Consider the following 18,635-nt stretch of genomic DNA (forward strand, 5'->3'; position numbering starts at 1 on the left):
AAACCGATGAGCGAAGTAACGACAAACGAATATACTGAAGATGGTAAGTTAGTACGAAAAATACGTAGCTTTGTACGTCGTGAAGGACGCCTAACAAAAGGTCAAGAAGCGGCTTTAACAGAGTGCTGGCCTACAATGGGTATCGATTATCAAGATACGCTGCTAGATTGGCAGGCGGTTTTTGGCAATGGTAATCCCGTTGTATTAGAGATTGGTTTTGGTATGGGGGCGTCATTGGTAGAGATGGCTAAAAATGCGCCAGAAAAGAATTTTATTGGCATCGAAGTACATAGCCCTGGTGTCGGTGCATGTTTGAGTTTGGCAAGTGATGCAGGTGTGACTAACTTGAGAGTTATGTGCCACGATGCGGTTGAAGTATTCACGCATATGATTCCTGATAACAGTTTGACTACGTTACAACTGTTTTTCCCTGACCCTTGGCATAAAAAACGCCACCACAAGCGCCGCATTGTTCAATTGGATTTTGTCGCTATGGTACGTCAAAAATTGATTGTTGAATCAGGTGTTTTCCATATGGCAACAGATTGGGAAAACTATGCTGAGCATATGATTGAAGTAATGAACGAAGCGCCAGGTTACGAGAATATCGCGTCTGATGGGGATTATATTCCTAGACCAGAAGAGCGACCATTAACCAAGTTTGAAGCGCGTGGTCATCGGTTGGGTCATGGAGTTTGGGACATTAAATACAAACATGTAGGGTAAGAGATTACCGAGAGTCAGGTGTAATGCTAAAGAGCTTTTTGTATTCCTTAGCTTTACACCCGCAAGTTCTTATTACATAAATCCTTCTAACAGGTCATTTAAAAACAGTTTTCCTTTTTCTGTTACCTGCCAAGTATATTCACTTTCCTGTAAGTACCCTTTAGCGACTGCCCAGTCTATTTTAGGTTGAATAACATCAATGTTTAGTCCTGTCGTTTCAATGAAATCTTGCTTTGGACACGCTTCGATGAGTCTGAAACGATTCATAAAGAACTCAAATGGACGATCGACATTTTCTACTTCTACTTCACTTTGTAGATAAGGTTTGATGAGATTTAAATAGCCTTTAGGGTGTTTTACTTTGGTTGTTCTGATGATTTTTCCATCGGCGAAGCTGAGCTTACCGTGAGCGCCACAACCGATGCCTAAATAGTCGCCAAAACGCCAATAGTTAAGGTTGTGTTGGCACTGATAACCGGGTTTACTGTAGCCAGATATTTCGTACTGGATATAACCTGCGCCAAAGAGTTTCTGATGGCCTAGATCGAAAATATCCCATAGTGCATCATCATCCGGTAATGTCGGTGGTTTAGAGTGAAAAAGCGTGTTTGGTTCTATGGTTAGTTGATACCAAGAAAGATGCGGAGGATTAAGCTCAATGGCTTTTTCGAGGTCAGTGAGAGCCTGGCTTACCGTTTGATCTGGTAGACCATGCATCAGGTCCAAATTAAAGCTTGTTAAACCTATCTTGTGAGCAAGTTTTGCTGCGGTGATCGCTTCTTCTTTACCATGTATCCTTCCTAGCCTTTTTAGCTTAGATTGCTCAAAGCTTTGTACGCCAATTGATATTCGAGTTACCCCTTCCTTTTGATATTGTTCAAAACGCTTGGCTTCAATACTGCCGGGATTGGCTTCCATGGTGATTTCAATATCTTTCTTGAAGGGTATTCGATTACCGATTTCTTTTAGCAGCCGCCCAATTTCGTGAGGTGATATTAAACTAGGTGTTCCACCGCCGATAAAAATAGAGTGTAGTTTTCGATGGTCTTGTTCGATGGAATAACGTGAAATATCGGTATCTAGATCTTCAATTAGGGCGTCAATATACTGCTTTTCTGGGATCTTAGCTTTTAGCGCATGAGAATTGAAATCACAATAGGGGCACTTTTGTACACACCATGGGATGTGAACATAAAGACTGAGGTTTGGTGGTGTTAGCATCGGCTTTGGCGGGGTAAACATAGGTTATTGTTCGCTACTTAATGTGGCAAATAATTGTTTTAGCGCTTTGCTTCTGTGCGACAACTTTTTTTTCTGAGCGGAATCAAGTTCAGCCGATGCACAATTTGTTTCGGGTACCCAGAAAATAGGGTCATATCCAAATCCATTTTCACCGCTTGGGTTAGTCAGAATTCTGCCTTCCCATTTTCCGTGGCAAACAATGGGAGTTGGGTCATTTTCGTGTTTCATTAATACTAATACACAGTGAAAACGTGCCGTTCTTTTGTCTTCAGGAACATCAACCATATTGGCTAACAACTGATCTAAATTTTGTTTATCTGTCGCGTCTTCACCAGAGTAACGGGCAGAATAGATACCTGGAGCACCCAATAAACTGTCGACTTCAAGGCCTGAGTCATCGGCAATAGCAGGTAAGCCTGTTTCTTTGGCAGCATGTCGAGCCTTTATTATGGCGTTCTCAATAAAAGTGGTCCCTGTCTCTGCTACTTCTGAAACATTGAATTTACTTTGAGCAAATACATCAAAACCAAAATCAGAGAGTAGGTCTGCCATCTCTTTTACTTTGCCTTGGTTTCCTGTTGCCAATACTATTTTCTTTGTCATAGATGTGTACTTCGTAATCAATTGAATTTAAAAAGCTCTCACAAGAGAGCTTTAATGATATCTGGGATATGGGAAGGAGAGCTTACTCTTATTTGCTTGTGTCTGCCTAATTCGCCTTTTTCTATCTTAATGTCACCTTTTGCAGTTTTAAACTGCTTAGATAAAAATTTGGTCAAATGGGCGTTAGCTTTTCCGTCCACTGGTGGTGCTGTAATTGCAATTTTAAGCTCTTCTCCATGCAGGCCAACAATTTTGTCCCTGCTGGCCTTTGGTTGGATATAGAGCTTAAGAACAAGATCATCGAGATCTTGTTTGATTGCTGACATTATAGCTGTAGCCAAATAGGTCCAATAAGGTCGCTCATTAGGAAGTTGGCAAATTGAAGCCCTATAAACAATACCAAAACACTTAAATCAAAACCGCCCATTGCAGGAATGATTCGACGAATTGGTGCAAGTAATGGATCCGTTAATTGATGGAATACAAATTCTATGGGGCTGCGGCCTTGACTTACCCAGCTCAATATCGCCCTTAGAAGGAGTACCCAGAACAATAAACCGCCGGCGGCTTTTAATAGCGATAAGAAACCATATATTAAGAAATCGACACTAAAGACGAGCGTTCCATTAGCAACCAGAATCAAGGCAACAAATTTTATAACACACAGTAAATAGGCAAACAGTACGGTGGATAAATCTAAGCTACCTACAGATGGGATGATTCGGCGAAGCGGGCCGACAATCGGTTGAGTGGCCTTAATTATAAATTGAGAAAAAGGGTTGTAGAAATCGGCGCGAGCCACTTGTAACCATATCCTCAATAATACCACCATGATATAGAGATCAAACACGGTGGAAATAAGAAAGTTCATTGAATTCATTGTGGACCCTTAAGGTTAAAACTAAACTGGTTAATTGGTAATTAGAAGAGCTTTTCCATCTCTTCTGCTCTAGAAACGGCGGCTTGCATTGCTTTGGCCACAATCTCCGTAAGTTGGTGTTCATTAAAAGTGCGTAAGGCCTCGGCTGTTGTACCGCCTTTTGAGGTAACCTGTTCTCTTAATGTAGAAATATCGATATCGGCATTTGCAATTACCATTTCAGCTGCGCCAAGGGCAGACTGTTGGATAAGTAACCTTGCGGTTTCTTTGTCAAAGCCTTGAGCTATCGCTTCATTTTGCATTGCTTCCATAAACAGGAAAAAATAGGCAGGAGCGCTTCCAGCCGCGGCAATGACGTTATTAATACCCGATTCTTCGTTAACCCAACATACCTTGCCTACAGCCTGCATGAGTTGGCTGGCGAATGTTTTATCATCTTCACTAACCAATGGTGTGGCATAGAGGCCGCTCATCCCTTTACCTACTAATGCTGGCGTATTAGGCATGACTCGAACTAGGTTAACTTCAGTTTCTAAAAACGTATTTAATCTCGTTGCAGAAATGCCAGCAGCTATAGAGATAACCAGTTTATTTGATAAATCGACAGTGGTTAATCCACCGCAAACTAATTCCATAATCTGAGGTTTTACCGCTAGCACAATAACATCAGCATTGTTGGCTGCTTCTGCGTTGTCCCCTGTGGTATTAATATCATACAGAGTTGTCAATAAATCGCGCTGTTCCTTATTTGGGTCTGTGGCTGTAATGTTGCTTGAGTCATATCCACTTGATGTAAGCCCTGCAATAATTGAGCGAGCCATATTACCAGCCCCAATAAAGGCAATTTTTTTGTTTTCCATTGACTGACCTCTTCCGTAATTAACAACAAATTAAGATGTAGTAGGGTAATCTCTAGCACCAAAAATAGCGGTGCCAATACGTACCATCGTGCTTCCAGCCTGAACAGCGGCTTCCATATCACCACTCATGCCCATAGATAGTGTATCTATTTCTGCGTATTTATCAGCGAGTTTCTGTTGAATAACGGCCAATTGAGTAAAAGCGTTCAACTGAGACTCATAGTTGGCTACATTCGCTGGAATAGACATCAATCCTCTTAAAGTGAGGTTAGGAAGGGAATAAATCAACTCAGCTAATAAAAAAACTTCGGCTTCATCAATACCTGACTTAGATTCCTCCCCACTTGTGTTTACTTGTATTAACACCTGTAAAGGTGGTAACTCTTTAGGCCTCTGGGCGTTTAAGCGTTGAGCAATTTTTCCTCTATCGATAGAGTGAATCCATTGGAAGTTTTCGGCAATAGGTTTGGTTTTATTGGATTGGATTGGACCAATGAAGTGCCACTCTAACCCTGCATTGTTAAAGTTTTTAGTAAAATACTGTGCCTTTTCGACACCTTCTTGGACGTAGTTTTCACCGAATGCTTTTTGTCCGGCCTCGATCGCTGCTTCTATGGCTTCTATGGGTTTGGTCTTACTCACGGCCAAAAGTTGCACGGAACTTGGTTCTCGACCACACTTATGTTCGGCAGTGCGCATCTGTTTAGTGACCTGTTCAATATTTTGTTGAATACTATACATAATTGACTTTATTAAGGAATTTATATGGATATCACTGAGCTATTAGATTTTAGTGTAAAACATAATGCCTCAGATCTACATCTTTCTGCTGGTGTTGCCCCCATGATACGCATTGATGGCGATGTTAGGAAGCTAGGTATTCCTCCTTTAAGTCATTCTGAGGTGCATCACCTGTTATTTGAAATAATGACGGATGCACAAAGAAGTGAATTTGAAGAGAAGCTTGAAGTCGATTTTTCGTATGAAATTCCACAAATAGGCCGATTCCGCATCAATGCTTTTAATCAAAGACGTGGGTGTTCAGCTGTTTTGCGCACCATCCCAATGGATATCCCTACGTTAGAAGAGTTAGATGCACCAAGTATATTTAGTGAAATTTCCGAAATGGAAAAAGGCTTGATATTGGTTACTGGGCCAACGGGTTCTGGGAAGTCAACAACGTTAGCGGCAATGGTTAATCATATCAATCGTAACTTTAATAAGCATATATTAACCATCGAAGATCCAATTGAATTTGTGCATTCAAATATTAAGTGTTTGATTAATCAACGTGAGGTGCATAAAGACACCCATAGCTTTGAGGCTGCGCTAAGGTCGGCACTGCGTGAAGACCCAGACGTCATTCTTGTTGGTGAATTAAGGGACCAAGAAACCATTAGTTTAGCATTGACGGCTGCGGAAACGGGTCATTTGGTATTTGGTACTCTGCATACAAGCTCAGCGGCGAAAACGATTGATCGTATTATTGATGTTTTCCCAGGAAGTGACAAATCGATGGTTCGGTCAATGTTGTCTGAATCTCTTAAGACCGTTATTGCACAAAAATTATTGAAAAAAATTGGTGGTGGCCGAGTTGCATGTCACGAAATCATGATGGGCACACCCGCAATCCGAAATCTTATCCGTGAAGATAAAGTTGCCCAAATGTATTCCATAATTCAAACGAGCTCTTCCGTTGGCATGAGAACAATGGAACAGAGTGCGAAGCAGTTGGTGGCGAAGAACATCGTCGACATTGATGAAGTAAATAAGAAAATTGAGATGGAGGTGATGTCGTTTGGGTCATAAACCGATGGATTTTAACAAGGCTATTGATATCAATACTCTTCTGCATGAGATGAGCGTTAATAAAGCGTCAGATATATATATTACGGTCGATTCGCCCTGCCTGCAGCGTATTGATGGGCAGTTGCGTGCCATCGGAGAAAAACTGAATAAAGAGCGCGTTTCTTTTTTGCTCAATGCTCTTATGGATGATGAAAAAAAATCGGAATTTAATCGAACTAAAGAAGCGAACTTTGCGGTAGTACGCAACAGTGGCCGATATCGTGTGAGTGCTTTTTTTCAACGAGAGCTGCCTGGTGCTGTGATAAGAAGAATAGAGACAGAAATCCCTACCTTTGATGAATTGATGCTCCCAGAGATAATGAAAGAGCTTTCTGTTGCCAAAAGAGGACTCGTTTTGATTGTCGGTTCTACTGGTTCAGGTAAATCGACTACCATGGCAGCAATGACTGGATATCGAAATCAAAACAGAAGCGGTCATATTTTGACAGTGGAAGACCCAATTGAATTTGTTCATGAACATGACCAATGCATTGTTACGCAAAGGGAGGTTGGCGTTGATACTGAAAGCTATGAAGTTGCATTGAAAAATTCACTTCGCCAAGCACCAGATATGATTTTAATTGGTGAGATTCGTAGTCGTGAAACCATGGAATTTGCCATGACATTTGCCGAGACAGGCCATCTATGTATGGCGACATTGCACGCAAACAATGCGAATCAAGCGTTAGAACGTATTCTTAATCTGGTTCCTAAAAATCATAAAGAACAGTTCTTATTTGACCTATCGAGCAACTTGAAGGGCATAATTGGCCAGCAGTTGATTATAGATAAACATGGACAAGGTCGACATGGTGTTTTTGAGGTCTTACTTAATACACCAAGAGTTTCCGATCTTATTCGGCGCGGTGATCTTCATGAACTGAAACCAACAATGGTTAAATCAACAGAATCAGGGATGAGGACATTTGACCAGTCGCTTTACCAACTTGTGGTAGAAGGCAAAATCACAGAAGTTGATGCATTACACAGTGCTGATTCGGCAAATGATTTACGACTAATGATGAAGACAAATAAGGGTGAACTCAACAGTAGTGCATTGGCTGGTGTAAAGGTGGATATGGGGTAATTAAAACTCGAACTGGCGAAAATAAATGTTATTACGACACCTATTTTCGTTAGCTCCACTGAGATTCAAACCAACTTTCCAAGATAACTACCGCTGATTGACAGTCAATATTACCTTTACTCAGTGCTTTATAGCCACCCATCTCGAATAGGTCAGCTCTCGCTTCTGCTGTTGAAAGACGCTCATCATGCAGTTTTACAGAAAAACCAAACCGTCCATGTAGCCGATTAGCAAACTTCTTTGCTTTTGGGGATATGGTTTCTAATTCTTTACCGTGTAGATCAGTAGGGAGGCCAACAACAATTAGATCGGGTTGCCACTCTTTAAGCATTTTTTCAATATCCCCCCAATTTGGAATGCCGTCGTTAGCCTTGAACGCTTTTAATGGTGTTGCTGTACCCGTTATCTCTTGCCCAACGGCACTACCGATACTTTTTGTACCAAAATCGAAAGCAATAATGGTTTTAGAATTTGAACTCATTTTGTACTCTTAGTTATTGAAATTTATCGCTCCTATTGAACGACAGGTTTTTAACTGATGTTAAGCATGCCCCGTATCTGCCGACAATTGACTTGGTTCAACGCCTAGCATCTGCACGGCTTTTTCCCATCTTTCTTGTACCGGAGTTTCAAATATCACCATTGGATCAGCCTCTACAGTTAACCAGGAGTTTTCCGCTAATTCATTTTCTAGCTGTCCTGCTGTCCAACCGGAATAACCAAGAGCAACAATATAGTTGTTAGGTTCTGCTTCTGTCCCTAATACGCTCAATATATCTTTGGATGTGGTGACACTAAGGCGATCGGTCATTTGAATACTTGAAAGATATTGATCTTTCGGTTCATGAAGAATGAAGCCTCGATCTTCCGATACGGGGCCTCCGTTAAGTACTGAAGCTTCCAAGCTCTCTTTATGAATCTGTGGGTGAACAGAGTCTACATCTACTTTTTTCAACATTCCACCGACTGTAATGTTGATAGGAGCATTGACCACAATCCCCATCGCACCGTCTTTACTATGCTCGCATATATAAATCACTGAGCGATGAAAAAGCGGATCTTGCATGTTAGGCATTGCAACTAAAAAGTGGTTAGCTAAATTCATATAGACTCCATTACCCGATCATTTATTTACTCGACGTTCTATTGCATCCATCAACTTGCCTGTAATTGACACATCGAATGCGGCTTCTATTTCTTTAATACACGTTGGGCTGGTGACATTTATCTCAGTCAATCTGTCACCGATAACATCTAGACCGACAAATATTAACCCTTTCTCTTTTAGTGTCGGAGCGACAGCCATTGCTATTCTTCTATCCGTTTCACTTAATGGTCTCGCTTCGCCTCGCCCTCCTGCAGCAAGGTTACCACGGGTCTCTCCTTCTGCTGGGATACGAGCTAAACAGTATGGCATCGGTTCACCGTCGACCACTAGAATGCGTTTGTCACCATTACTGATATCCGGAACAAATGTCTGAGCCATGGCATAATTTTGCCCATGATTGGTTAGTGTTTCGATAATGACTGAGACGTTCGGATCGCCTTTCTTAACGCGAAATATTGACGCTCCACCCATTCCATCCAATGGTTTTAAAATAATATCGCCGTGCTCTTCTTGAAAAGCTTTAATTTTATCGGCCTTACGAGTCACTATTGTCGTTGGTGTGAGATCAGGGAACCAAGCGGTAAACAGTTTTTCATTACAATCACGTAAGCTTTGTGGCTTATTAACAATTAAAGCACCGTTTTCTTCAGCGCGCTCTAAAATGTACGTCGCATAGATATATTCGGTATCAAAAGGTGGGTCTTTACGCATTAAAACAGCATCTAATTCAGAAAGTTCGATGGTTTGCTCTGATTTGAATTCAAACCATGAATTAGGATCTTCTTTTAACGTGACTATTTTGGTATCTGCAATCGCGACACCTTGCTCTAAGTGAAGATCATTCATCTCCATATAGTGTATTTCGTAGCCGCGCTTCTGTGCTTCAAGCATCATGGCAAAGCTAGAATCTTTTTTGATATTAATGGACGAAATTGGGTCCATTACTATGCCTAATTTAATCATTATCTTCTCCTCTTTTTAGGGTCGCCAAGGCAGTTTAACCAAGATCGCCGAAGCGGACCTGTAATGCGGTAATTGCCGTTAATGCAGCCGTTTCTGTTCTTAAAACTCGTGGGCCTAACAGCGTTTCTTCAAATTTATATGATTCCGTCATGGCGATCTCTTCTGCAGATAAGCCACCTTCGGGGCCAATAAGTAATCTTATTTTTTTAATGGGCTCAGGTAGTGTGTTAATAGTGTATTTTGCCCTAGGATGAAGGTTTAACTTAAGCGCATTGTCTTCTTCTCCACACCACTCCTCTAATTGCATGATAGGCCTAATTATTGGAATACGATTTCTTCCGCTCTGTTCACATGCTGCTATTGCTATTTTTTGCCATTGATAAAGCTTTTTCTCAAACCTTTTGGTGTCCAATTTTACACCACATCTTTCGGAGATTAGCGGAGTGATTGTATTAACTCCGAGCTCGACAGATTTCTGGATTGTAAATTCCATCTTGTCGCCACGGGAGACAACCTGACCCAGATGAATATCTAACGGTGACTCAATACTACATTCAACCCTTGTCAGAACTTCTACAAGAACCGACTTCTTCGTGACTTCTGTAATGGTTGCAGGAAACTGTGCGTCTGTACCGTCAAATAAGAGTACCTCTTGACCTGGTTTCATTCTTAGTACGCGGCCAACATGACCAGCTGCATCTTCACCTAAAGAGATAATGCCAAGATTGTCTATGATTTCTGGATGGTAAATTCTTGGTACGCGCATTGCTGGTGGTCCTGAGGTTTATTTTCTGTTGATAACATGGATGCATTTTGCTGAAAAAACAAGGGTATTACGTTAGGTTGTTTATCCTAAGTTATTCCAGTTTGCTCTAATAACCTAACTAGGTTAATTGAATGCCTGTGTAAACGAGTTTTTGTTTGCACTCTCTGCAACTGTACTGTGCGTTGCCATGTTGTACCTTGTTATGGCGGCGAATAGTGAGTGGGTAGCAGTTGCATGGACATTGATATTCAAATGTTTTTCCTTGAACCGACGTGATTTCAAAGTTGTGTGTAGTTTTTGCACGCAATAAAAATACACGTTCCATCACCATGTTCCACTCTTTCCCGTGAGGCTTCACACGGCCAAATCGCTGGAAGGTGATTAAGTGTGCTAATTCGTGTGGGATGACCTCTTGCAAGAACTGATCTTTATTTTCACTAAAAAGAACCGGATTAAGACGAATTTCCCAGCCTTGTAGGTAAGCCTTGCCAGCGGTCTTTCCTCTTAGTTTAAAGTTGATATCAGGGATCGGAAATGATTGGCCAAAATATTGATTCGCAGTGGCAACATGATGACACAATGCCTTTTTTGCTTGATAAGTAAGCTCTATATTGCCCAAAGAAAACTCCTAAAAAAACGCCTCAGTATTATCTGAGGCGCTGATTATAAGGTGAATTCTATTTTCTTACTATGGTTTCGCGATAAGCATGCCATGTACCATAGCCAAGTATTGGAATGACAGCTAGCATTCCGACGCCGTAGGTCGCAAAGCCAATTAGGGTACCAATACAGATCATTATCGCCCAGACAATCATTGCCGATAGGTTTTCTTTTACAGCATTGAAACTTGTAAACACGGCAGTCATCATGTCTACACGCCTTTCCATCATTAACGGGATAGAGAAAGCAGAGATACTGAAAATCAACCCAGCAACTACTAAACCGATAACGGCGTTAGTAAGAAGAAAAGGAATGAAGTCAGCTAACGGTGCGCTTTCAACTTGTGGGTAAAAAACATGCACAAGAGCGGCAATTCTCATCCAAAAAATGAGAGTAACAGTGAGCAATACCGCGAATGCCCATTGAGAAGTAGAGTTTCTATTAATCGCTTTTATAGATTTAAGAAGATTAGCTTGATGACCTTTCTCGCGCTGCCAACTCGCGTCATACAGCCCAAGCGCTAAAAATGGGCCTATTAGCATAAATACGATAAGACTAGGTAACACAATAAGGTGTGATCCTTGCCACTGAGTTAATTGAACTACCGCGATTGCGGCGGCCATAAAGCAAAGCCCATAAAAAAAGCTGATGGTTGGTAGTAGGAAAAAATCTTTAATGCCCAATCTAACCCAACGAAAGGGCGCGGAAGCATCGATCTTATTGCAAGCAATCGTTCGTGCGTAGTCATGATCAGGAACATGATGTTGTTTAGATTCTTTTTTATGTAGTTTATCTGGCACAATTGTAGCCATGTGGCCTCCCTAGAAGAGATTAACAACTTGATGACCAATTCCAACAAATAGAGGTTCATTAAATCTAACGGCGATGAACCTCTATTTACAAAAATTGAAGGGATGAAAATGTTATAGCAAAGGCGCATTCGATAATGAGATTGCAACTCAGTATTATTTTCATCTAGGTTAAGTCTAGTTCAATTTTGGAGAGAGGAAAGTGAAGTGTTAAACGAATGAATTTTAGGGGAAAAATAACGAAGCCCTCAATAAATGAGGGCTTCGTTTTATATTTTAAGCTTTTTTTGAACAGAAGAAACGTTAATATTTTAGCCCAGCAAAATCGCGTAGAACATCGATTTTATCTGTCGCTTCCCAAGGGAATTCTTCACGGCCAAAGTGGCCGTAAGCGGCCGTCTTTTTATAGATTGGCTGAAGAAGGTTTAACATCTCTTGTAGGCCATATGGACGAAGGTCGAAGAACTGACGAATGGCTTTGATAATCATGTCGTGAGATACTTTTTCAGTTCCGAATGTCTCGACCATAATAGAGGTTGGATCAGCGATACCAATGGCATAAGAAAGTTGAATCTCACAGCGATCTGCAAAACCAGCCGCAACAATATTTTTAGCAACATAACGAGCGGCGTAAGCTGCACTGCGATCCACCTTTGATGGATCTTTGCCAGAAAATGCCCCGCCACCGTGACGAGCGGCACCGCCATAAGTATCCACAATAATCTTACGACCAGTAAGACCACAGTCACCCATTGGGCCGCCAATAACAAAACGACCCGTTGGATTGATAAAGAAGCTAGTCTCTTTATTTAGCCATTCAGAAGGGAGTACTGGTTTGATAATCTCTTCCATTACTGCTTCGCGCAGATCCGGTGTAGAAATCGTATCACTGTGTTGAGTTGAAAGAACAACGGCATCAATACCTACAATTTTGCCTTGATCGTATTGAAAAGTGACCTGACTTTTAGCATCTGGGCGCAGCCAATCTAGCGTCCCATTTTTACGAACTTCTGCTTGTTTTTGAACAAGAAGATGAGAATAGGTAATTGGTGCAGGCATTAATACCGCGGTTTCGTTTGTTGCATAACCAAACATGATACCTTGGTCGCCAGCACCTTGCTCTTTTGGATCCGCTTTATCAACACCTTGGTTGATGTCTGGAGATTGCTTACCGATGGTATTGAGTACAGCACAAGAGTCCGCATCGAAGCCCATATCTGAGTGAACGTAACCAATTTCACGAACGGTTTGACGAGTGATCTCTTCAATATCTACCCAAGCAGATGTGGTTACTTCACCACCAACCATGACCATGCCAGTTTTTACATAGGTTTCACAAGCAACACGTGCTTTAGGATCTTGCTCAAGGATGGCATCAAGAACAGCATCTGAAATTTGGTCTGCGATTTTATCTGGATGGCCTTCTGAAACAGATTCAGAAGTAAATAGATGTTTAGCCATAGTAGACAGCTCCGTATTAAAACGTTAAAAAAGATGCTATGTAGCATCTCTAAAAATAAGAAAATGAATTGTGCAAAAAACACGCTTAAGTAGGCGTTTTTACATCTAGACGTCTATTCTAGTATTTGAAGCTAGAAATACAAGTTTTTTTTGAACTGGATCATAGAGTGCGTGAATACAAATTTAACTAGATGAGATGATTTTCATCAAAAAGTGTTAGATATTCGTTAATAATTGGCGAGGAAATCGATTGCAGTCCTAATTTCGCTCTGAGAGAATATAGCGCCGCTATTAATTAACTGTGTTTAGGTTAACTAGCGTTCACCTTAATCAATGAATTCGTGTATCTACTCAGGAGCAGACATGCCTTCTCAACTACCTTCTCAGCAAGAGCTAGCAAATGCAATCCGTGCCCTTAGCATGGACGGTGTTCAAAAAGCCAACTCAGGTCACCCTGGCGCACCTATGGGTATGGCTGATATCGCCGAAGTACTTTGGCGTGGTCACCTAAACCATAACCCACAAAACCCAGAGTGGGCTGACCGAGATCGTTTTATACTGTCTAACGGCCACGGCTCAATGCTGATTTACTCTCTGCTTCACCTTTCTGGTTACGAGCTTTCTATTGACGATTTGAAAAACTTCCGTCAGCTACACTCGAAAACACCAGGTCACCCAGAATATGGCTATGCACCAGGCATTGAAACCACGACTGGTCCTCTTGGTCAAGGTATCACTAACGCTGTAGGTATGGCATTGGCTGAAAAAGCATTGGCCGCTCAGTTTAACCAAGAAGGTCACGACGTTGTTGACCACAACACCTATGTGTTTATGGGTGATGGTTGTTTGATGGAAGGTATCTCTCACGAGGCGTGTTCTCTTGCGGGGACTTTAGGGCTTGGTAAGCTTGTCGCATTTTGGGATGACAATGGCATCTCAATCGATGGCGAAGTAGACGGTTGGTTTACAGACGACACACCGAAGCGTTTTGAAGCGTACGGCTGGCATGTTATCCCTGCGGTAGATGGTCACGATGCAACGGCTATCAATGCGGCGATTGAAGCGGCGAAAGCGGAAACGGGTAAACCAACCCTTATCTGTACTAAAACGGTGATTGGTTTTGGTTCTCCAAACAAATCAGGTACTCACGACTGTCATGGCGCACCACTAGGCGCAGACGAAATTGTTGCAACACGTAAAGCGTTAGGCTGGGAGCACGGTCCTTTTGAGATTCCATCGGAAATCTATGCGCAATGGTCTGCAAAAGAAGCAGGCGCAGCTAAGGAAGCAACGTGGAACGAGAAATTTGCAGCTTATGAAGCAGCATATCCAGAGCTTGCAGCAGAATTCAAACGCCGCGTAAACGGTGAGCTACCAGCAGAATGGGAAGCAAAAACGTCTCAAATTATCGCCGACCTTCAAGCCAATCCGGCGAACATCGCTTCACGTAAAGCGTCTCAAAATGCATTAGAAGCGTTTGGTGAAATGCTACCTGAATTTATGGGTGGCTCGGCTGACCTTGCGCCTTCAAACCTCACCATGTGGTCTGGCTCTAAGTCAATCACACCGGAAGATGCATCAGGTAACTACATCCATTACGGTGTGCGTGAATTTGGTATGACGGCTATCATGAATGGCTTAGCCCTTCACGGTGGTTTTGTTCCTTACGGTGCGACCTTCCTGATGTTTATGGAATACGCACGTAATGCCCTACGCATGGCTGCATTGATGAAAGTGCAGAATATCCAGGTTTACACGCATGACTCCATTGGTTTGGGTGAAGATGGCCCAACGCACCAACCGGTTGAGCAGGTTTCTTCTCTACGTTTGACACCAAACATGAGCACATGGCGCCCATGTGACCAAGTTGAATCCGCCGTGGCTTGGAAATTCGCTATTGAGCGTAAAGATGGCCCAACATCGCTTATCTTCTCTCGCCAAAACCTAGCACAGCAAGAGCGCGACGCGTCTCAGGTGGCTAACATTGCTAAGGGTGGCTACATACTGAAAGATTGTGACGGTAAGCCAGAGCTTATCCTTATTGCCACTGGCTCAGAGATTGAACTTGTTGTTGCAGCTGCCGCGCAACTGACAACAGAAGGCAAAAAAGTACGCGTTGTCTCTATGCCTGCAACGGATGTGTTTGATAAGCAAGACGCCGCTTATCGTGAAGCTGTTCTTCCTGCTGACGTAAGAGCACGTGTTGCTGTTGAAGCAGGTATTGCTGATTTCTGGTACAAGTACGTTGGTTTTGACGGTCGTATTATCGGAATGACCACCTTTGGTGAGTCTGCTCCAGCGGGTGAACTCTTCAAGATGTTCGGCTTTACAGTCGAGAACGTGGTTAAAGCCGCGAATGAAGTGCTAGCGTAACGTAATAAAGAAGCCAAGTTAATGATTAACTTGGCTTCTTTATCTAAAAGTGCTCTTAAATTCATCACATAAAAATCTGAGAAGATTTCGCAGCTTAAATTAAATGAGGATGATACTTTGCAAGGTATCCATGTAGTTTATTTGGTGATAGGGAGTTTATTGTCTGCGTTTGGGCAGGTTTTATTAAAAAATGGAGCGCATGGTAGCAATAAATTGTTTGATTTTGTTAATATTTCAATTGTATCTGGATTATCTCTATATGTGTTAAGTGCTATAATATGGATTTATGTATTATCTAGTGAAAGCTTAACTAGAGTATATCCATTTACTATTCTGACACTAATAATAACATATATGTTAAGTATGTTATTATTAAGCGAACAACCGACATTGCGAGAATTTTTCGGCATCGGTATAGTTATGATTGGATTATATCTTGTGGTAAATTGATATAAAGTAAATGAGGTTATTTTTTATATCTTAGATAAGATAAAGTTATATTTTCTCTCCTCCCTCTACTTACATTTTCCAATATGACTCCAGAAAATAAGGAAACGATAGAAATGACGGCAATACTACTTGACAGTATGGCAGTCGGAAACCTTGGTACGAGACCGGTGTGTAAGAATTCATTGATTACTGGTACACCAATAAATATTGAAATAAATGACAGTAATATTGATATAGAACCAAAAAACAACAGAGGTTTGATGTCTCTAATTAGGAAGAAAATAAATTTTAGTATTTTCCATCCATCAGAAAATGTTTTTAATTTACTTTTTGTACCTAGTGGTCTTGAATTGTAATTTGTTGGTAATTCCTTTATTGGAAATTTGTGATGAAGAGCATGGACGGTCAGTTCAGTTTCGATTTGAAAACCATCACTGAATACAGGGAGAGTCTTTACGAACCTGCGCCTCATAATTCTATATCCAGAAAAAACGTCTTTTAAATTAGCTTTAAAGAAATAATTAATCAATAGTGAGAATGCTTTATTACCTAATATATGCCCTTTTGGATAAGAGTGAGATTCTGTAGATCGAGCTCCAATAACCATGTCTATATCTTCAGTAATAAATATATTCAGTAATTGAGGGATAAATGAAGGATCATAAGTATTATCACCATCAGACATGATATAGATATCTGCTTCAATATCAGAAAACATTCTCCTTACCACTTCACCTTTCCCTTGTTTTGGTTCTTTTTTTACGATCGCTCCTGCTGAAATAGCTTCTGATACTGTATTGTCAGTTGAGTTATTATCGTATACATAAATAGTACACTCTGGTAATACGGAGTAAAAAGAACTAATTGTATCACCTATAGCTCCTTCCTCGTTAAAGCAAGGTAGTAATATTGCGATATCTAATGAAGATAGTTTATTGTTACTTATCATTATAAAACCTCATATAATAAGATGTTATTTTTACTTGTGTCGATCAATTTGATCCAAGTAGGGAAGGTTTTTGTATATAATTGATTGATTAAACTGTTTTTATCACTGTTCTTCAATAATACTTCAGTAGAAGGTTCATTGCCAATGATCACATATTTTATATGGTTTGATTTTATTAAGTCATATGCATTTTTTTCATTGTCAGTTGTGAAAATATTAATCATCAATGAATTTCCAACGATGTTTCGATGATAGGGTGCTGAAATAATTGAATTGGTTGTTTTTGCGATAATTACCGCACCATAGTCAATTGGTGCAAGAATTTTGCTTTCAATAATGGCATTTTTATCTAGTAGATTAGTTATTTCCGTCATTTTTAATCTATCGTTATTATTTTCTTCAAAGTAAATGGAATGAGAATATCCAATTATTAACGGGAAAACTATCGGAATGCAAAGTATGGCTATTGTCAATTTTATTATGAAGTGTGATGTTGTCTTCATTAAATTAATTGCAAAAACTGCTTGAAGAGGGGTTGATGCTAAGAAAACCAAAGTAATGGTTCTTATTTGCCAAAAAATAGGAACAAAAAGCAATGCAATAAATAGGATATAAAGTAATTTTAACTGAATATTTTCTTTGATATAAAAAATAGAAAGAAAAGCGGGTAGGAAAAAAAACAAAATAGACACTTGGCCAGAAAATTCTCCGGTTATCATGTAGTCAAGAATAGATCGAGCTTCACCTACGTGAGATAGCCAAAATTGTACCAGTAGTTCTGGATAGCCATAGTATACCCCTAGAACAACTTCCGGTGTAAAAATAAGGATAGACATAGTCGCTATGATTGTAAGTATTGTGAATTTCGTCCATCGAAATTTTGCACCATAGACCTTGATGGATAATTCACAAAATACATAAGATACGAAAATACAAAATACATACATCCAAGATATGCTGTCGACATAAGATGTAAGTACATCATTGAATGGCCGGTGAATGATCAAGAAAATCGTTGTAAAAATTGTGCTCGCAACGCAGACTATTCTTGCATAATAAAGGTAGCGTACACTTTCTAAATACCCACGTATTACGAGTAATGTCATTAAAACAAAATAATAAATGATATTTTCTAATCCAATCCAAAAGGACAAAGCAATGATAATGCCTTGTATAAAAGCGAGCCTGTTGACTTTTGCGTCACTTTTCTTGAATGGAAATAGAAGCATGAAAATGGAAGCGAGGGTGATTTGAATATTATGATGATCGATGGAGCCTGGGATAAATTTAATCATAGGATAAGCGGTGACAAAAAAAACTATGGTAAATATCGCATACTCTTTTTTTGCAACTCTGATACAGAACATCCCTAAAGAAACCAAGGTTATCCAGAGATATATTAAGGGGGTAATCGATATAGCAATATGACTCGAAAATTCTAAGTTAAAAAAAAATGAGAATAGTAATGTAATACTGGCGGGTAATAAATCTGGTACGCGTGACCAGTGGATAAGCTTACCGTCTTCGGGATTGAATTGATCAATCGCACCTATGTCCCAAATCTTAGTTTCAATCCAATGAGTGAATTGGAAGTACCTCATGTAGTCGTCATTGTCTAAGAGTTCTAACGTACTAATGTTAGGCCAACTAGAATAGATAGAAGCGACTGAAATCACCAGCCAAACTAGAGTAATAGACCAAATTATGGGCGCATAAGTCTGCCTATTAACATGTGTCAGCTTTGATAGCATGGAAGTGTTCTCTGTCTTAGAGTTAATGGGCGGAAAATTCCTATATAAAATAGCAATACATGATTATCTTTTACAATAATATTATCCTAATGTCGAAGG

The 18,635-nt window shown here is 40.5% G+C and carries 19 protein-coding genes; 4 read left to right on the forward strand and 15 right to left on the reverse strand.

Annotated elements, in window-relative coordinates:
- The first annotated feature begins 6 nt into the window (after positions 1-6).
- Positions 7-726 carry a tRNA (guanosine(46)-N7)-methyltransferase TrmB gene (trmB, locus tag L3V77_RS02045; RefSeq protein ID WP_275135499.1) on the forward strand — a complete coding sequence of 240 codons (720 nt, stop codon included), beginning with the start codon at positions 7-9 and terminating at the stop codon, positions 724-726.
- 72 nt (positions 727-798) lie between these two features.
- On the opposite strand, the gene hemW is transcribed toward trmB, so the two are convergent.
- From hemW to L3V77_RS02075, 6 genes are read right to left on the reverse strand one after another with little or no spacing between them, the layout of a single operon-like run.
- A complete protein-coding gene (hemW, locus tag L3V77_RS02050; RefSeq protein ID WP_275136675.1) occupies positions 799-1,947 on the reverse strand; it encodes a radical SAM family heme chaperone HemW in 1,149 nt (382 codons plus the stop codon).
- Positions 1,948-1,971: 24 nt separating this feature from the next.
- Positions 1,972-2,571 (reverse strand): XTP/dITP diphosphatase, encoded by a 600-nt coding sequence (locus L3V77_RS02055; RefSeq protein WP_275135500.1) that lies wholly within the window; start codon positions 2,569-2,571, stop codon positions 1,972-1,974.
- A gap of 38 nt (positions 2,572-2,609) precedes the next feature.
- On the reverse strand, positions 2,610-2,897 hold the full coding sequence (gene yggU / locus L3V77_RS02060; RefSeq protein WP_275135501.1) for a DUF167 family protein YggU: 288 nt from the start codon (positions 2,895-2,897) through the stop codon (positions 2,610-2,612).
- Positions 2,897-3,451, reverse strand: coding sequence for a YggT family protein (locus L3V77_RS02065; protein ID WP_275135502.1), 555 nt, complete (start codon positions 3,449-3,451; stop codon positions 2,897-2,899). Before L3V77_RS02065 ends, yggU begins: the two co-directional genes overlap by 1 nt.
- A 41-nt stretch (positions 3,452-3,492) precedes the next feature.
- Positions 3,493-4,311 carry a pyrroline-5-carboxylate reductase gene (gene proC / locus L3V77_RS02070; RefSeq protein ID WP_275135503.1) on the reverse strand — a complete coding sequence of 273 codons (819 nt, stop codon included), beginning with the start codon at positions 4,309-4,311 and terminating at the stop codon, positions 3,493-3,495.
- A gap of 30 nt (positions 4,312-4,341) precedes the next feature.
- Complete coding sequence (locus L3V77_RS02075; protein ID WP_275135504.1) at positions 4,342-5,052, reverse strand: YggS family pyridoxal phosphate-dependent enzyme; 711 nt, start codon at positions 5,050-5,052, stop codon at positions 4,342-4,344.
- Between the two features lie 24 nt (positions 5,053-5,076).
- Here L3V77_RS02075 and L3V77_RS02080 point away from each other — a divergent pair, with 24 nt between their 5' ends.
- Together L3V77_RS02080 and L3V77_RS02085 are read left to right on the forward strand one after the other, a co-directional pair.
- On the forward strand, positions 5,077-6,120 hold the full coding sequence (locus tag L3V77_RS02080) for a type IV pilus twitching motility protein PilT (protein ID WP_275135505.1): 1,044 nt from the start codon (positions 5,077-5,079) through the stop codon (positions 6,118-6,120).
- Positions 6,121-6,124: 4 nt separating this feature from the next.
- A complete protein-coding gene (locus tag L3V77_RS02085; protein ID WP_275135506.1) occupies positions 6,125-7,246 on the forward strand; it encodes a PilT/PilU family type 4a pilus ATPase in 1,122 nt (373 codons plus the stop codon).
- A gap of 49 nt (positions 7,247-7,295) precedes the next feature.
- Here the strand turns inward: L3V77_RS02085 and ruvX are convergent, their stop codons facing one another.
- From ruvX to metK, 7 genes are all read right to left on the reverse strand, one after another.
- Positions 7,296-7,727, reverse strand: a complete 432-nt coding sequence (ruvX, locus tag L3V77_RS02090) for a Holliday junction resolvase RuvX (RefSeq protein WP_275135507.1) — start codon at positions 7,725-7,727, stop codon at positions 7,296-7,298.
- A 60-nt stretch (positions 7,728-7,787) separates the two neighbouring features.
- On the reverse strand, positions 7,788-8,351 hold the full coding sequence (locus L3V77_RS02095; protein ID WP_275135508.1) for a YqgE/AlgH family protein: 564 nt from the start codon (positions 8,349-8,351) through the stop codon (positions 7,788-7,790).
- A gap of 18 nt (positions 8,352-8,369) precedes the next feature.
- Positions 8,370-9,317: a glutathione synthase gene (gshB, locus tag L3V77_RS02100; RefSeq protein WP_275135509.1), complete on the reverse strand. Its 948-nt coding sequence runs from the start codon at positions 9,315-9,317 to the stop codon at positions 8,370-8,372.
- A gap of 34 nt (positions 9,318-9,351) precedes the next feature.
- Positions 9,352-10,083, reverse strand: coding sequence for a 16S rRNA (uracil(1498)-N(3))-methyltransferase (gene rsmE / locus L3V77_RS02105; RefSeq protein ID WP_275135510.1), 732 nt, complete (start codon positions 10,081-10,083; stop codon positions 9,352-9,354).
- 118 nt (positions 10,084-10,201) lie between these two features.
- On the reverse strand, positions 10,202-10,702 hold the full coding sequence (locus L3V77_RS02110; RefSeq protein ID WP_275135511.1) for a SprT family zinc-dependent metalloprotease: 501 nt from the start codon (positions 10,700-10,702) through the stop codon (positions 10,202-10,204).
- 58 nt (positions 10,703-10,760) lie between these two features.
- The gene (locus tag L3V77_RS02115; RefSeq protein WP_195702149.1) at positions 10,761-11,555 is read right to left on the reverse strand and encodes a DUF2189 domain-containing protein; all 795 of its coding nucleotides are present in this window, start codon (positions 11,553-11,555) and stop codon (positions 10,761-10,763) included.
- A 300-nt stretch (positions 11,556-11,855) separates the two neighbouring features.
- The gene (gene metK, locus L3V77_RS02120; RefSeq protein ID WP_275135512.1) at positions 11,856-13,013 is read right to left on the reverse strand and encodes a methionine adenosyltransferase; all 1,158 of its coding nucleotides are present in this window, start codon (positions 13,011-13,013) and stop codon (positions 11,856-11,858) included.
- 363 nt (positions 13,014-13,376) lie between these two features.
- Between metK and tkt the strand changes: the two genes are divergently transcribed.
- Positions 13,377-15,386 (forward strand): transketolase, encoded by a 2,010-nt coding sequence (gene tkt, locus L3V77_RS02125; protein WP_275135513.1) that lies wholly within the window; start codon positions 13,377-13,379, stop codon positions 15,384-15,386.
- 466 nt (positions 15,387-15,852) lie between these two features.
- Here the strand turns inward: tkt and L3V77_RS02130 are convergent, their stop codons facing one another.
- Positions 15,853-16,785 carry a glycosyltransferase gene (locus L3V77_RS02130; protein ID WP_275135514.1) on the reverse strand — a complete coding sequence of 311 codons (933 nt, stop codon included), beginning with the start codon at positions 16,783-16,785 and terminating at the stop codon, positions 15,853-15,855.
- Positions 16,785-18,536, reverse strand: coding sequence for a hypothetical protein (locus tag L3V77_RS02135; RefSeq protein ID WP_275135515.1), 1,752 nt, complete (start codon positions 18,534-18,536; stop codon positions 16,785-16,787). The genes L3V77_RS02130 and L3V77_RS02135 overlap by 1 nt, the downstream gene beginning before the upstream one ends.
- Positions 18,537-18,635: the final 99 nt, after the last annotated feature.

This window comes from Vibrio sp. DW001, assembly GCF_029016285.1.
Classification (GTDB): Bacteria; Pseudomonadota; Gammaproteobacteria; order Enterobacterales; family Vibrionaceae; genus Vibrio.

Coding starts and splice junctions, on each gene's coding strand:
- trmB (WP_275135499.1), top strand. CDS start 7: ATGAGCGAAGTAACGACAAACGAATATACTGAAGATGGTAAGTTAGTA.
- hemW (WP_275136675.1), bottom strand. CDS start 1,947: ATGCTAACACCACCAAACCTCAGTCTTTATGTTCACATCCCATGGTGT.
- L3V77_RS02055 (WP_275135500.1), bottom strand. CDS start 2,571: ATGACAAAGAAAATAGTATTGGCAACAGGAAACCAAGGCAAAGTAAAA.
- yggU (WP_275135501.1), bottom strand. CDS start 2,897: ATGTCAGCAATCAAACAAGATCTCGATGATCTTGTTCTTAAGCTCTAT.
- L3V77_RS02065 (WP_275135502.1), bottom strand. CDS start 3,451: ATGAATTCAATGAACTTTCTTATTTCCACCGTGTTTGATCTCTATATC.
- proC (WP_275135503.1), bottom strand. CDS start 4,311: ATGGAAAACAAAAAAATTGCCTTTATTGGGGCTGGTAATATGGCTCGC.
- L3V77_RS02075 (WP_275135504.1), bottom strand. CDS start 5,052: ATGTATAGTATTCAACAAAATATTGAACAGGTCACTAAACAGATGCGC.
- L3V77_RS02080 (WP_275135505.1), top strand. CDS start 5,077: ATGGATATCACTGAGCTATTAGATTTTAGTGTAAAACATAATGCCTCA.
- L3V77_RS02085 (WP_275135506.1), top strand. CDS start 6,125: ATGGATTTTAACAAGGCTATTGATATCAATACTCTTCTGCATGAGATG.
- ruvX (WP_275135507.1), bottom strand. CDS start 7,727: ATGAGTTCAAATTCTAAAACCATTATTGCTTTCGATTTTGGTACAAAA.
- L3V77_RS02095 (WP_275135508.1), bottom strand. CDS start 8,351: ATGAATTTAGCTAACCACTTTTTAGTTGCAATGCCTAACATGCAAGAT.
- gshB (WP_275135509.1), bottom strand. CDS start 9,317: ATGATTAAATTAGGCATAGTAATGGACCCAATTTCGTCCATTAATATC.
- rsmE (WP_275135510.1), bottom strand. CDS start 10,083: ATGCGCGTACCAAGAATTTACCATCCAGAAATCATAGACAATCTTGGC.
- L3V77_RS02115 (WP_195702149.1), bottom strand. CDS start 11,555: ATGGCTACAATTGTGCCAGATAAACTACATAAAAAAGAATCTAAACAA.
- metK (WP_275135512.1), bottom strand. CDS start 13,013: ATGGCTAAACATCTATTTACTTCTGAATCTGTTTCAGAAGGCCATCCA.
- tkt (WP_275135513.1), top strand. CDS start 13,377: ATGCCTTCTCAACTACCTTCTCAGCAAGAGCTAGCAAATGCAATCCGT.
- L3V77_RS02130 (WP_275135514.1), bottom strand. CDS start 16,785: ATGATAAGTAACAATAAACTATCTTCATTAGATATCGCAATATTACTA.
- L3V77_RS02135 (WP_275135515.1), bottom strand. CDS start 18,536: ATGCTATCAAAGCTGACACATGTTAATAGGCAGACTTATGCGCCCATA.